This window comes from Bradyrhizobium sp. 1, assembly GCF_023073315.1.
Taxonomy (GTDB): Bacteria; Pseudomonadota; Alphaproteobacteria; order Rhizobiales; family Xanthobacteraceae; genus Bradyrhizobium.
This window is the reverse complement of the sequence record NZ_JADPJH010000018.1, coordinates 658476-672191: the sequence shown is the minus strand read 5'-3', so window position 1 is coordinate 672191 and position 13716 is coordinate 658476. Positions and strand designations below refer to the sequence as shown.

Annotated in this window: 10 protein-coding genes and 1 pseudogene; 4 read left to right on the top strand and 7 right to left on the bottom strand. The window is 63.5% G+C overall.

Annotated features, from left to right (window positions below; translation table 11 throughout):
* The first annotated feature begins 48 nt into the window (after positions 1–48).
* Positions 49–1323 (top strand): fumarylacetoacetase, encoded by a 1275-nt coding sequence (gene fahA, locus IVB29_RS15670; protein WP_247504250.1) that lies wholly within the window; start codon positions 49–51, stop codon positions 1321–1323.
* Positions 1324–1437: 114 nt separating this feature from the next.
* Here the strand turns inward: fahA and IVB29_RS15665 are convergent, their stop codons facing one another.
* Positions 1438–1749: a DUF1272 domain-containing protein gene (locus IVB29_RS15665; protein ID WP_247504249.1), complete on the bottom strand. Its 312-nt coding sequence runs from the start codon at positions 1747–1749 to the stop codon at positions 1438–1440.
* Positions 1750–1822: 73 nt separating this feature from the next.
* Positions 1823–2302: an Lrp/AsnC family transcriptional regulator gene (locus IVB29_RS15660; RefSeq protein ID WP_247504248.1), complete on the bottom strand. Its 480-nt coding sequence runs from the start codon at positions 2300–2302 to the stop codon at positions 1823–1825.
* A 121-nt stretch (positions 2303–2423) separates the two neighbouring features.
* Between IVB29_RS15660 and hppD the strand changes: the two genes are divergently transcribed.
* Positions 2424–3542, top strand: coding sequence for a 4-hydroxyphenylpyruvate dioxygenase (gene hppD / locus IVB29_RS15655; protein ID WP_247504247.1), 1119 nt, complete (start codon positions 2424–2426; stop codon positions 3540–3542).
* 123 nt (positions 3543–3665) lie between these two features.
* Here hppD and IVB29_RS15650 read toward each other — a convergent pair whose 3' ends face one another.
* The 5 genes from IVB29_RS15650 to IVB29_RS15630 form a co-directional block, all read right to left on the bottom strand.
* The gene (locus IVB29_RS15650) at positions 3666–4985 is read right to left on the bottom strand and encodes an MFS transporter (protein ID WP_247504246.1); all 1320 of its coding nucleotides are present in this window, start codon (positions 4983–4985) and stop codon (positions 3666–3668) included.
* Positions 4986–5060: 75 nt separating this feature from the next.
* Positions 5061–6173, bottom strand: coding sequence for a CaiB/BaiF CoA-transferase family protein (locus IVB29_RS15645; RefSeq protein ID WP_247504245.1), 1113 nt, complete (start codon positions 6171–6173; stop codon positions 5061–5063).
* 204 nt (positions 6174–6377) lie between these two features.
* On the bottom strand, positions 6378–7178 hold the full coding sequence (locus IVB29_RS15640; protein WP_247504244.1) for a xanthine dehydrogenase family protein subunit M: 801 nt from the start codon (positions 7176–7178) through the stop codon (positions 6378–6380).
* A gap of 16 nt (positions 7179–7194) precedes the next feature.
* A complete protein-coding gene (locus IVB29_RS15635) occupies positions 7195–9537 on the bottom strand; it encodes a xanthine dehydrogenase family protein molybdopterin-binding subunit (protein ID WP_247504243.1) in 2343 nt (780 codons plus the stop codon).
* Positions 9538–9620: 83 nt separating this feature from the next.
* On the bottom strand, positions 9621–10106 hold the full coding sequence (locus IVB29_RS15630; protein ID WP_247504242.1) for a (2Fe-2S)-binding protein: 486 nt from the start codon (positions 10104–10106) through the stop codon (positions 9621–9623).
* A 361-nt stretch (positions 10107–10467) separates the two neighbouring features.
* Here IVB29_RS15630 and IVB29_RS15625 point away from each other — a divergent pair, with 361 nt between their 5' ends.
* Both IVB29_RS15625 and IVB29_RS15620 read left to right on the top strand, forming a co-directional pair.
* Complete coding sequence (locus tag IVB29_RS15625) at positions 10468–12507, top strand: HAMP domain-containing methyl-accepting chemotaxis protein (protein WP_247504241.1); 2040 nt, start codon at positions 10468–10470, stop codon at positions 12505–12507.
* A 225-nt stretch (positions 12508–12732) separates the two neighbouring features.
* Positions 12733–13716 (top strand): annotated as a pseudogene (locus IVB29_RS15620) (methyl-accepting chemotaxis protein); the annotation flags it as partial.

The following is a 13716-nucleotide window of genomic DNA, read 5'->3' as shown; positions in this document are numbered from 1 at the left end:
CGCCACCTTCTCCCACAAGGGGAGAAGGAAAAAAGAACCGAGCGAAAAGTGACAACCCACCCCAACGATCCCAGCCTCCGCTCCTTTATCGACGTCGATCCCGCCTCCGATTTCCCGATCCAGAACCTGCCCTATGGCGTGTTCTCGACCGAGGCCAACCCGACGCCGCGGGTCGGTGTCGCAATCGGCAATCACGTGCTCGATCTCTGGGAGCTCGAGCAGGACTCCCGGCTCGACGTCGGACCGCTCGGCGTATTCTCCGGGGGCTCGCTCAATCCCTTCATGGCGCTGGGACCAAAAGTCTGGGCGAAGACGCGGGCGCGGATCAGCGAGCTGCTGCGCCACGATCATCCGGAACTGCGTGACAACGAGGAGCTGCGCCAGCAGGCGTTGGTGCCGATGCGCGATGCAAAGCTGCATCTGCCTTTCGCCGTTTCCGGCTATACCGATTTCTATTCGTCGAAAGAGCACGCGACCAATGTCGGCGTGATGTTCCGCGGCAAGGACAACGCGCTGCAACCGAACTGGCTGCACATGCCGATCGGCTATAACGGCCGTGCGTCGACTGTCGTCGTCAGCGGCACAAAAGTGAAGCGCCCGCACGGGCAGCTGAAGCCGCCGAATGTTGAGGTGCCGAGCTTTGCACCGTGCAAGCGGCTCGATTTCGAGCTGGAGATGGGCGTCGTGGTTGGCCAGCCTTCGCCGATGGGCGGCATGCTGACCGAGCATCAGGCCGAAGAGATGATCTTCGGCTTCGTGCTGCTCAACGACTGGAGCGCGCGCGACATTCAGCAATGGGAATATGTGCCGCTGGGGCCGTTCCTCGCGAAAGCATTTGCCACTTCAATCAGCCCCTGGGTGGTGACGCGCGAGGCGCTGGAACCGTTCCGCCTGAAGGGGCCGGAGCAGGAGCCGGTGCCGCTCGATTATCTCAAGCAAGCGAAGCCGCAGAACTACGATCTGGAGCTCGACATCTCCCTGCGCGCCGCCGGCGCCAATGCGCCCGCGGGCATCAGCCGCACCAATTTCAAATACATGTACTGGTCCTCGGTACAGCAGTTGATGCACCACGCCTCCAGCGGTTGCGCGATGAATGTCGGCGATCTCCTCGGCAGCGGCACCATCTCCGGCCCGGAGAAGAACCAGCGCGGCAGCTTGCTGGAGATCAGCTGGAACGGCACCGAGCCGGTCGAGCTCCCCGGCGGCGCCAGGCGCACGTTCCTGGAGGACGGCGACAGCCTCGTCATGCGCGGCTGGTGCCAGGGCAACGGTTATCGCGTCGGGTTCGGTGAGGTCGAGGGGACGATCTCGGCGGCGGAATGATTGCGACGCGCTCCGGTCTCGTAGGGTGGGCAAAGGCGCTCTTGCGCCGTGCCCACCATCTTCCCGACGGCAGCGAAGACGTGGGCACGCTGCGCTTTGCCCACCCTACGAGAGCTATCGCTTCTCCGGCGCCACGTCCTTGATCCTCGCGCAATGTGCAGCGACGTCCTCCACGCTGTACTTCAAATGCACCCGCTTGTCGGACGGCGCCTGCTTCGTCGTGCACACGCCCGGCCGCCATTCTTGCGTCGGCCTGATCGGGCGCGGCGCAAAGCCGCCGCCGCAGTTCGGGCAGACGTTGGAGAGCCTTGTCTCCACGCAGTCCGCGCAGAACGTGCATTCATAGGAGCAGATCCGTGCATCCGTTGCATCAGGCGGCAGGTCGCGGTCGCAATATTCGCAGTTCGGTCGAAGCTGGAGGGCCATGGTTGAATCTCCGCGGATTGGCCGGATGATCGCAGATCGCGCGCGGGGCGCGAATGACGTAGTTCCCTCGATTTCAGCCAGCCTTCAAATCCTTTAGCGGCAGCTTTGAGCTTTCCTTCAGTCGGTCGAGCACGATCGAGGAGCGCACATGCGCCACGCTCTGGTGCGGCATCAGCACGTCGTTGACGAGGTTGGAAAGGCCCTTGAGATCGCGCAGCACCGCCTTGAGCACGTAATCGGCATCGCCCGTCAGCGAATAGGCCTCCTGGATCTCGTCGATCCGGTTCACCAGCGCGCGGAAGCGTTTTGAATTGTCCGGCGAGTGGGTCGCAAGCCCGACCTGGATGAAGGCGATCACGCCGAAGCCGAGCGCCTCGCTGGAGAGGTCGGCATGATAGCCTGCGATCACCTTCTCCTCCTCCAGCCGCATCCGCCGCCGCGAGCATTGCGAGGCGGAGAGGCCCGCGAGATCGGCAAGCTCCTGGTTGGTGAGGCGGCCGTCGTCCTGGAGCGCGCCGAGGATCTTGAGGTCGAAGGCATCCACCGGAATCATGCGTGTTTCGTCCATTTGATGCACGGATCGTGCATATGATAGCCAAAAGACGTCTCGTTTGCACGCTCCTTGCGCCTCCCATGAAGGATAGTTCGTCCCAGCAGCCATTTGGGAGAACACCATGGGTCCGTTTCCGCACGATGCACCGCCGGCCACGATCACCGCCGACAATCCAATGGGCACCGACGGGTTCGAGTTCGTCGAATATGCGCACCCCAATCCGGAAGAGCTGCACGCGCTGTTCAAGCTGATGGGTTATGCGGCCGTCGCGCGCCACAAGGCCAAGAAGATCACGGTCTATCGCCAGGGCGACATCAACTACCTCGTCAACGAGGAGCCCGGCACCCACGGTTACGAGTTCGTTGCCGCGCACGGCCCTTGTGCACCGTCGATGGCGTTTCGCGTGGTCGATACGAAGGCGGCCTATGACCGCGCGATTTCGCTCGGCGCGGAGCCTGCCGATGTGTCATCGGCGCAGAAGACGCTCGATGTCCCCGCCATCAAGGGCATCGGCGGCAGCCTGCTGTACTTCGTCGATCGCTACGGCGCCAAGGGCTCGGCCTATGAGGCCGAGTTCGAATGGCTCGGCCCGCGTGATCCGCGGCCGGTCGGCGCCGGCTTGTTCTATCTCGACCATCTCACCCATAACGTCCATCGCGGCCGCATGGATGTGTGGACGGGCTTCTACGAAAAGTTGTTCAACTTCCGCCAGATCCGCTTCTTCGACATCGAGGGCCGCGCCTCCGGCCTGTTCTCGCGCGCGCTGACGAGCCCCGATGGCAAGATCCGGATTCCGATCAACGAGGACGCCGGCGATTCCGGCCAGATCGAGGAATATCTGAAGGTCTATCGCGGTGAGGGCATCCAGCACATCGCCTGCGGCTGCCGCGAGATCCACGGCACGATCGAAGGCCTGCGCGACGCCGGCCTGCCCTTCATGCCGTCACCGCCCGAGACTTATTTTGAGAAAATCGACGCGCGCTTGCCCAAGCACGGCGAGGATGTCGCACGTCTTCTGAAGAACGGCATCCTGATCGATGGCGAGGGCGTGGTCGACGGCGGCCAGACCAAGGTGCTGCTGCAGATCTTCTCAGCGAACGCGATCGGCCCGATCTTTTTCGAGTTCATCCAGCGCAAGGGTGACGACGGCTTTGGTGAAGGCAATTTCAAGGCCCTGTTCGAGTCGATCGAGGAGGACCAGATCCGGCGTGGGGTGTTGAAGGTCGATAACGCTGCGTAGCGACGCCGCCGTAGGGTGGGCAAAGCGTAAGCGTGCCCACCACTTTTATCGGCATCGGAAAGAGACGGTGGGCACTGCGCTCTGCGCCATTGCCCACCCTACGAGAGCGTGCTCGTCGCTCCGCTAACGAGACGAGCCCGCCGCCACTGCGCCCGCTGCTGCACTGTCCCGCCGCCGCTCCACCCCTTCCGGCACGCGTATTGCCATCGTGGCGAGCAAGCTGACGATGCCCATGGCGATGACGTACCAGACCCATGACAGCTTGTCGCCCGTCGACCCGATGATCCAGGTGAATACGAGCTGCGCCGTGCCGCCAAAGATAGTCACACCGAGAGCATAGGCGATCGACAGCCCGCTGGTGCGGACAATCGCGGGGAAGATGAGCGGGATGAGGATGATGCCGGCGCCCCCCGACATCGCATGGAACGCCATCAGCACCGCGACGGTGACCACGTACACGAGCGGCGAGCCCGACGACACCACCAGAAGCAATGCGGGATAGAACAGCAATGTCACGATGATGCGCGGGACCACGGCGATGGTCTTGAGGCTGTATCTGTCCGCGAGCGCACCGCCGACCAGAGCGAAGATCGTGCCGCTCGCGAAAGTGGCGAAGTTGGCCGTCATCGCCCAGCCCTGGCTGAAATGCAGCGTGTTGATGGCGTAGGTAGCGGTGTAGAGGAAGAAGTACTGGCCGATGGTGGCGCCGGAGATCAGCAAAATGCACAGCACGATCTTGCCCGAGTGGTTCGCCAGGATGTCGGAGAGCACGCCGCCGACGCTGGCATGGGCCTCCTCGGCATCGAGAGTTTCATCGAGATTGCGGCGGATGAAGTAGCCGACCGGCGCAATCAGGATCCCGAGAAGGAAGGGAACACGCCAACCCCAGCTTTCATTGGCACCAGGGGTGATCAGGAAAGCCAGGCCAAGGCCGACGAGCGCAGAGAACAGGCTGCCCATGTTCTGGCTGGCGAGCTGCCAGCTTCCGAAGAAACCTTTGCGGTGCGAGGGTGCGCTCTCAAGCAGATAGGTCGTCGCCGGTCCCATCTCGCCGCCGGTCGAAAAACCCTGCAGCAGCCGCGCGAACACCAGCAGGACCGGCGCCAGCAATCCAATCTGCTCGTAGGTCGGCAGCAGGCCGATCATGCCGGTGCCCAGCGCCATCAGCCAGATGGTCAGCGTCATCGCCGGCTTGCGGCCGTAGCGATCGGCGTAGGCGCCGATCACGATACCGCCGAGCGGCCGCGCCACGAATCCGACGCCGAAAGTCGCAACCGTCAGCAGCAGGCTCGTGTTCGGATTGTCCGCTGGAAAGAACGCCTTGGCGAGCCAGACGGCGAACGCCGCGTAAACGGTGAAGTCGTAGAATTCGAGCGCGTTGCCGAGAATGGCTGCGCCGACGCGCATGGTTTGAGAGGGACGCGGGCGGTCAGTTTGTTCCACGGGAAGTACCTTGTGTCACTTTTATGGAACGCGAAGTGACGCAAAAGGTGCCCGCGTACAACCCTCAGGCGCGCCTTAGCGGCCCGCTTTCCACGCAGCCGTCACCGCTGCGATCTCCGCACCTTCCGGCTCACGAACCGTCGACGGCGTCCGCGAGAAGCGCGGCGCCGGCGCCGGTTGTTTGACACCGTGACGCTCGATGAAGACCTCACGGGCGACCATGTGCGGATGTTCGGTCGCTTCCGACATGGTCAGCACCGGCGCGAAGCAGATGTCGGTTCCTTCCATGATCTTGCACCAGTCCTCGCGGGTCTTACCCTTGAACACGGCCTTCAGCTTCTCCTTCAGTGCGGGCCAGGCCTTGGGGTTCATCTGCGCGTCGAAATCGGCGTCGGTGAGGCCCGCGTGCTCGCGCAATAGCGCGTAGAACTGCGGCTCGATCGAGCCGATCGAGACGAAATGGCCGCAGGCGCATTCATAGACGCCATAGAAATGCGCGCCCCCGTCGAGGAAGTTCTGGTTGCGGCCCTCGGTCCAGCGGCCGAGCGTGGTCATGTCGAAGAAGAATGACATCAGCGATGCCGCGCCGTCGCACATCGCGGTGTCGACGACCTGACCTTTGCCGGACTTCTGCGCTTCCAAGAGCGCTGCGAGGACGCCGACGACCATATAGAGCGCGCCGCCGCCGAAATCGCCGACCAGGTTGAGCGGCGGCACCGGCGCTTCCTTAGGTCCGATCGCGGCGAGCGCGCCGGTGATGGAGATGTAATTGATGTCATGGCCAGCGGCGTTGGCAAGCGGGCCTTCCTGGCCCCAGCCGGTCATGCGGCCATAGACGAGCTTTGGATTGCGCGCGAGCACCAATTCGGGGCCGAGGCCGAGCCGCTCCATCACGCCGGGACGGAAGCCCTCGACCAGGGCGTCGGCGCTGGCGAGCAGGTCGAGCACCTCTGCGATCGCCGCCTTGTCCTTGAGGTCGAGCTCGATCACCTTGCGGCCGCGGCCCGCCACCGACTTCATGCTCTTCTTGGCGCCGACGCGATCGAGCGTGACGACGTCAGCACCCATGTCGGCCAGCATCATGCAGGCGAACGGGCCCGGTCCGATGCCGGCGAATTCGACGATGCGGAAGCCCGAGAGCGGGCCGGAGGTGCGGACGGACGCGGAGGGGGCTGATTTATCGAGCACGTTGTTGTTTCCTCGGATCGCGGGCGGATGCCGATGGATCGGCAAGCGCCCGGGACGTTCCTCTGTGGGGCGAGTTAATTGGCTGATTAACTTTTCCAGCCTTCACGCCAGCGAGGCAAGCGCTTTTCATGCATGGGCGCATCAAAAAAGCGGCGCGCATTGCTGCGCGCCGCGAAAAATTTGTGTTGAGTCGCTAAAGCGAGATCAGCCCGCGGCCGTTACCGCACGCTGAGCCATGACCTTGATCAGGTTGGCTCGGTACTCCGCGGTACCGTGAATATCGGCCAGCAGATTGCTCGCCGAAATGTTCACGCTGTCGAGTGCCGACGGTGACCAGTTCGCCTTCAACGCAGCCTCGATCGCGCCAACGCGCATCACCCCGCTCTGCGAAGCGCCGGTCGCGGCGACGCGGATCTCGCCCGACTTGGTCTGCGCGACGAAGACGGCGGTCAGCGCGAAGCGCGAAGCCGGGTGCCGCATCTTGGCGTAGCCCGCCTTCGCCGGAACCGGGAACGACACCGCGGTGATGATCTCGCCGTCCTCAAGCGCCGTCGTGAACAGGCCCTGGAAGAAGTCCTCCGCCGAGATCGATCGCTTGTTGGTCTTCACGGTGGCGCCGAGCGCGAGCAGTGCGGCCGGATAATCCGCGGCGGGATCGTTGTTGGCGATCGAGCCGCCGATCGTGCCGCGGTAACGCACCGCGGGATCGCCGAGCACCGAGGTGAGATAGGCAATCGCGGGGATGGCCTTCTTCACATCGGCATTCTGCATGATGTCGAAATAGGTCGTGCCGGCCTTGATGGTCAGCACGTCGCCCGACAGCTCGACGCCCTGCAATTCCTTGATCTTGCCGAGGTCGATCACGTCGGAGGGACTGGCAAGGCGCTGCTTCATCACCGGCAGCAGCGTCTGGCCGCCGGCGAGGAACTTTGCGTCGCTGCCCTTGGCAAACAGGCTGGCGGCTTCGTCGACCGAGGAAGCGCGATGATAAATGGTCTGGTACATTTTCGTTGCTCCCTCTTTAAGCCGCGTGGATCGTGCGCCACACCCTGTCCGGGGTTGCGGGCATTTCCAGATTGTTCTTGCTGATCGCATCCGTGATCGCGTTGATCACGGCTGCGGAGGCGCCGATCGCGCCGGCCTCACCGCAACCCTTGATGCCCAGGGGATTGCCCGGACACAGCGTCGTGGTGTGGGAGAGGTTGAACGAGGGCACGTCATCGGCGCGCGGCATGGCATAGTCCATGAACGAGGCCGTGACCGGCTGGCCATTGGCATCGTAGATCGCGTGCTCGAGCAGTGCCTGCCCGATGCCTTGAACCAGGCCGCCATGGACCTGGCCCTCGACGATCATCGGGTTGATCAGCCGGCCAAAGTCGTCGGCTGCGACGAAGTTGACAAAGCTGGTCTTGCCGGTGCCGGGATCGACTTCGAGCTCGCAGATATAGGAGCCTGCCGGGAAGGTGAAGTTGGTCGGGTCGTAGAAGGCGCTTTCCTTCAGGCCCGGCTCCATTCCGTCAGGCAGATTGTGCGCGGTGTACGCCGCGAGCGCGACCATCGGGAAGGCGATCGCCTTGTCGGTGCCGGCGACCTTGAACTCGCCGTTCTCGATGACGATGTCGCCCTCCGACGCTTCGAGTGCGTGCGCCGCGATCTTCTTGGCCTTGGATTCCATCTTCTCCATCGCCTTCAGGATCGCGGTGAGACCGACGGCCGCCGAGCGCGAGCCATAGGTGCCCATGCCGAACTGCACCTTGTCGGTATCGCCATGGACGATCGAGACCTGGCTGATGGGGATGCCCAAACGCTCCGCGACGAGCTGGCAGAACGTGGTTTCGTGACCCTGGCCGTGGCTGTGCGAGCCGGTGAGGACCTCGATGGTACCGACCGGGTTGACGCGCACTTCCGCGGATTCCCACAGGCCGACGCCGGCACCGAGGCTGCCGACCGCCTTTGACGGCGCGATGCCGCAGGCTTCTATGTAGCAGGACACGCCGATGCCGCGCAGCTTGCCTTCCGTCTTCGCCTTGGCCTTGCGTCCGGCGAAGCCGGCATAGTCGATCGCCTTCATCGCGGCATCGAGCGAGGCATTAAAGTCGCCGGTGTCATAAGCCATGATCACGGGCGTCTGGTGGGGGAACTGGGTGATGAAGTTTTGCCGGCGCAGCGCGGCCGGATCGACCTTCAACTGCCGCGCGGCCGTCTCCATCAGACGTTCGATCAGATAGCTGGCCTCGGGACGGCCCGCGCCGCGATAGGCGTCGACCGGCGTGGTGTTGGTGTAGACCCCGACCACCTCGGCATGGATCGCCGGGATGTTGTACTGGCCCGACAAGAGCGTCGCGTAGAGATAGGTCGGCACTGACGACGAGAACAGCGACATGTAGGCGCCGAAATTGGCGTAGGTTTTCACCTTCAAGCCCAAGATCTTATTCTGGGCGTCGAACGCCATCTCGGCATGGGTCACATGGTCGCGGCCGTGCGCGTCGGTGAGGAAGGCTTCGGTGCGGTCGCCGGTCCATTTTACGGGACGGCCGACCTTCTTCGAGGCCCACAGCGCCACCATCTCCTCGGGATAGATGAAGATTTTTGAGCCAAAACCGCCGCCGACGTCGGGGGCGATCACGCGCAGCTTGTGCTCGGGGGCGATGTTGTAGAACGCCGACAGCACGAGGCGGGCGACGTGCGGGTTTTGCGACGTCGTATAGAGCGTGAAGTGCTCTTCCGCCGCGTCATAATCGGCGATCGCCGCGCGCGGCTCCATCGCATTCGGCGCAAGGCGGTTGTTGGTGACGTCGAGTTTTACGACATTGGCGGCCTTGGCGAAGGCGGCGTCCGCCGCGCCCTCGTCGCCGATCACCCAGTCATAAACCTGGTTGCCGGGCGCCTCGGGGTGAAGCTGCGGTGCGCCTGATTTGATGGCGGCGTGGACATCGGCAACCGCCGGAAGTTCCTCGTAATCGACGACCACGGCTTCGGCCGCGTCGCGCGCCAGATTCTTGGTATCGGCGATCACGACCGCGACGGCCTGACCGACGAAGCGCACCGTCTCCGGCGCCATCGCAGGCCATGCGCCCATCTTCATCGGGCTGCCGTCCTTGGACGTGATGGCCCAGCCGCAGATGAGGTTGCCGACCTTATCGTCGACGATCTCTTGTCCGGTGAGCACCGCGACCACGCCCGGCATCTTCAGCGCGGCGGAAGAATCGATCTTCTTCACCTTGGCGTGCGCGTGCGGGCTGCGAATGAAATGGGCATGGGTCATGCCCAGCAATTTGATGTCGTCGACGTAGCGGCCCTTGCCGGTAATGAAACGCTTGTCTTCCTTGCGCACGACGCGCGCGCCGATGCCTTCAACACCCATGTCTGGTCCTCCCGACCGGAATTGTTTTGACTGCGCTTTCCTTCGAAAGCAGCAACGGTGGTTCTTTTTCGAGGCGGGCCGCTTTACTCGGCCGCCTGCGAGACCTTCATGCGTCCGGCTGCATCCAGCACGGCTTTGACGATGTTGTGGTAGCCGGTGCAGCGGCAGATGTTGCCTTCGAGCTCGTGACGGACCGTGGTCTCGTCGAGCTCGCCGCCGTAGCGGTGCACGATGTCGATCGCCGACATGATCATGCCGGGCGTGCAATAGCCGCACTGCAGGCCGTGATTGTCGCGGAAGGCGGCCTGCATCGGGTGCAGCTCGTCGCCCTTGGCGATGCCCTCGATGGTGGTAACGTTGGCGCCGTCGGCCTGGCCCGCCAGCATGGTGCAGGACTTCACCGCCTTCCCGTCCATATGGACGACGCAGGCGCCGCATTGGCTGGTGTCGCAGCCGACATGGGTTCCGGTGAGGTTGAGGTTTTCGCGCAGCAGCTGGACCAGCAGCGTGCGATCCTCGATGTCGACAGCAACGGCCTTGCCGTTGACTGTCAGTTTGACTGTAGACACGGTGAAGTCCTCCCGGGGATTGATTTTGATTGTTTCTAATTAGAGACAGCGCCCCCGGACTTTGCAACTAGGATTTTGGCCGCTGCGGTCATGGAAAAGTCATCGATCCCGACGGGGGCGCAATGACTTGTGAGGGCAATGACTTGGTCGGGCAGGCCGGGGATTCGCCGGCCGGGTCGGCGGGCCGCGTGGGATGCCAGCCGTCACCCCATCCGGTCGGCCTTTGGCCGATGATACCGGAGATTGCGGAGGCCGCGCCGAATTTACCGCCCCTTATCCATTGTGCCCTAGTTTTGCGCATCCGGGTCTGGAGGCGGGGTGCCTCCGGAACACGGCCGAATAGAATAAATGGGGGTTGGGAATGTCCGGGCGTATCGCGTCGCCGTCTAAACGAACAATATTTCCGACCCTCAGGTTCCGCGCCAAGATCATCCTGGGCTTCGCCGCGGTGCTGGTGATCTCCGCCGGCAGCATGGCCTTCTCCTATTTCGGCTTCGAGCGGGTCTCGACCGGGGTCGGATTCTACCGCGCCAGCGTGACGGAGGCCGACCTTGCCCGCAACATCGACCGCGAGCTGCTCGCCTATCGTTTGGCCGTCAAATATTTCGTCGTCACCGGCAAGGAGGACGACGCCAAGGCGGCTCTGGATTCCGAAGCCAGCCTGAAGAGCGCCATTGACCAGGCCACCAGGAGTGCCAAGAAGCCGGCGCGGCAGGAGAGCCTGAGCAAGCTCGCCAAGGAGTTCTCCAACTTCTCCTCGACCTTCGCAAAAGTCCTCCAGGCCAAGCGTGACAGCGCACTGCTGGTGCAGAACCAGCTCACGCGCAACGCCAACCTCCTGAAATACAAGCTCGACGACATCGGCAACAACGCATCCGATTCCGAGGCGCAGGCGATCGAGTTCGGCACCAAGCAGGTCAATGCCCAGTTCCAGACCGCAAGTTCGGCTGCGACCAACTTCGTGCTGACGTCGGATCAGGCGATTGCCACCAGCGCGCTGGCGCGGTTGAAATTCGTCGAGAACTCGCTCGGCGCCGTCTATTCCATGGACGACAAGATTGTCGCCGGCCTGAAGGACGCCAAGGGGCTCCTCACGGCCTATCGCGAATCGCTGGAGAAGCTGATCGCCAACGCCAAGATGGTCGATGACCTCGTGACCGAGATGAGCGGCTCGGCCGGCGCGATTCTCCAGGGTGCGACCGCCATGAAGGCTGACCTCGTCGCCGAACAGCAGCGGCTCGATTCGGAGTCGGAAGCGACCATCGGGAAGACCGAACAGCTGGTGCTGATGCTGGCCGTTGGCGGCACGCTGTTAGGTGCGATCCTCGCGTTCCTGCTCGGAACCGGCATCTCGCGTCCGATGATCGCGATGTGCAAGGCGATGCGCGAGCTCGCCTCGGGCAATTTCGACGTCGTGCTGCCGGGTCTCGGCCGCAAGGACGAGATCGGTGAGATGGCCGGCGCGGTCGAGGAATTCAAGGTTCAGGCCGTCGTCAAGGCCGAGCGCGATGCCGCCGCCAGCGAAGCCCAGAACAAGGAGGCAAGCGCGGCCCGCCGCTCCGAGCTGATTCGTTTCGCCGATGATTTCGAAAATGCTGTCGGCGCCATCGTGTCGAATGTCTCGGCTTCCGCCGTGCAGCTCGAATCGTCCGCGTCCACGCTGACCCGTACCGCCGAGATCACGCAGACACTGTCGAGCCAGGTCGCGGGCGTGTCCGAGCAGGCCTCGAGCAATATGCAGTCGGTCGCGACCGCGACCGAAGAGCTCTCGGCCTCGGTCGAGGAGATCGGCCGTCAGGTCCGCGATTCCAACCGCATCGCCGAAGCCGCCGTCGTGCAGGCCAAGGAAACCGACGGCCGGATCGGCAAGCTCTCCCATGCCGCGCAGCAGATCGGTGAAGTCGTCAAGCTGATCACGGCGATCGCCGAGCAAACCAATTTGCTGGCGCTCAACGCCACCATCGAGGCGGCGCGCGCTGGTGAAGCCGGCCGCGGCTTTGCGGTTGTCGCCAGCGAAGTGAAGTCCCTGGCCAGTCAGACTGCAAAGGCCACCGACGAGATTTCCTCCCACATCGCGGGCATGCAGGGCGCGACCGCCGAATCGGTCGCCGCGATCAAGGAGATCGGCGCCACCATCGGCCAGATCTCGTCGATCTCGACGTCCATCGCCAGCGCGGTGGAAGAGCAGGGCGCGGCGACGCAGGAGATCGCCCGCAGCGTCCAGACCGTTGCTCAGGGCACCCAGACGGCCGCCACCGATATCGGCCAGGTCAACCGCGGCGCCGCCGAAACCGGCTCGGCGTCGGAAGAGGTGCTGAATTCGGCCAAGACGCTGTCGTCCGAAAGCACCCGCCTCCGTGCCGAACTCGACCGCTTCATGGGGAATATCCGGGCGGCTTGAGGCTTGCTGCGCCTGAAGTCCTCGCCCGAGCGCCATCCACCATTGTCGTCCCGGATCTGCGCGCGCTTGTCCGGGACCACACACCTTGCCGCGTCACCTAACCGCAAGTTGCGACGCTATAAATTTACCGTGGCTTATCCTTTGCCCGTTACCGTGCTCACGAGTCGGGAAGCGGGCTGCTTTCGGGCTGCGCCTGGTTTTCCGCGAATGGAATGGGGTGGGGGAATGCCCGTCAAGTCGAAGCCGAACACATCGAAGCTGCTCACCTTGCGTTTTCGTGCAAAAATCATCCTCGGTTTCGTGGCGGTGCTGGCCATTCTCGCCGTCAGCATGGCTTTCGCCTATTTCGGCTTCGAGCGGATCCAGGCCGCCGTGGCCTCCTACCGGGCCAGCGTGGCGGAAGCGGACCTCGCGCGGACGGTCGATCGTGATCTGATCGCTTACCAGGGTCTGGCGCGGGCCTATACGCTGACCGGGTCGGCGGATGACGAGACCGCGGCCAAGGCGGCCGAAGAGAATCTGAAGGGCGCAATCGCCAAGACGATGGCGGCGACCACGGGCGCGGCGCGCCGTGAGCAGGTCGGCAAGCTCGAAGCCGACTTCCAGCGCTTTACAAAAGTTTTCGGCGAGATCATCACACTGACGCGCGAGAACAGCAAGATCGCGGCCGACGAGCTCAACAGCGTCGGCAACAAGATTCGCTTCAAGTTCGACGATCTCGCCGATACCGCGGCACTGGCGGGCCTGAATTCGGTTCAGACCACGGCCAAGGACGTCACCTCGCAATATCTGGCGGTTTCCACCTCGGTGAGCGCCTTCGTCGCCAAGCCGGAGCCGAAGACCGCCGACGGCGTGATCGCCCGCATCAAGTTCCTGGAGACCCTGCTGGTCTCGATCTATGCCAACGAGCAGAAGATCACCGACCGTGTCACCGAGATCGGCAATCTGCTGAAGCAGTACCGCTCCTCGTTCTCGAAGCTGACCGAGAACGTGAAGGTCATCGTCAAGTTGAACGGCGAGATGACCAAGACCGCGGCGTCCATCCTCAAGCTCTCGAACGAACTGCGGTCGGAACTGACTGCCGATCAGCAGCGCATCGAGACGAGCGCCAATTCCACCATCGTTGAGACCGAACGACTCATGCTGATGCTGGCGCTCGGCGGCCTCGCCATCGGCGCTGCGCTGGCCCTGATGCTCGGCAACGGCATT

Bases quoted from the DNA above. Each gene is read 5' to 3' on its own strand.
- IVB29_RS15665 (WP_247504249.1), bottom strand. From the start codon at position 1,749: ATGGCCCTCCAGCTTCGACCGAACTGCGAATATTGCGACCGCGACCTG.
- IVB29_RS15625 (WP_247504241.1), top strand. From the start codon at position 10,468: ATGTCCGGGCGTATCGCGTCGCCGTCTAAACGAACAATATTTCCGACC.
- IVB29_RS15635 (WP_247504243.1), bottom strand. From the start codon at position 9,537: ATGGGTGTTGAAGGCATCGGCGCGCGCGTCGTGCGCAAGGAAGACAAG.
- hppD (WP_247504247.1), top strand. From the start codon at position 2,424: ATGGGTCCGTTTCCGCACGATGCACCGCCGGCCACGATCACCGCCGAC.
- IVB29_RS15640 (WP_247504244.1), bottom strand. From the start codon at position 7,178: ATGTACCAGACCATTTATCATCGCGCTTCCTCGGTCGACGAAGCCGCC.
- IVB29_RS15660 (WP_247504248.1), bottom strand. From the start codon at position 2,302: ATGATTCCGGTGGATGCCTTCGACCTCAAGATCCTCGGCGCGCTCCAG.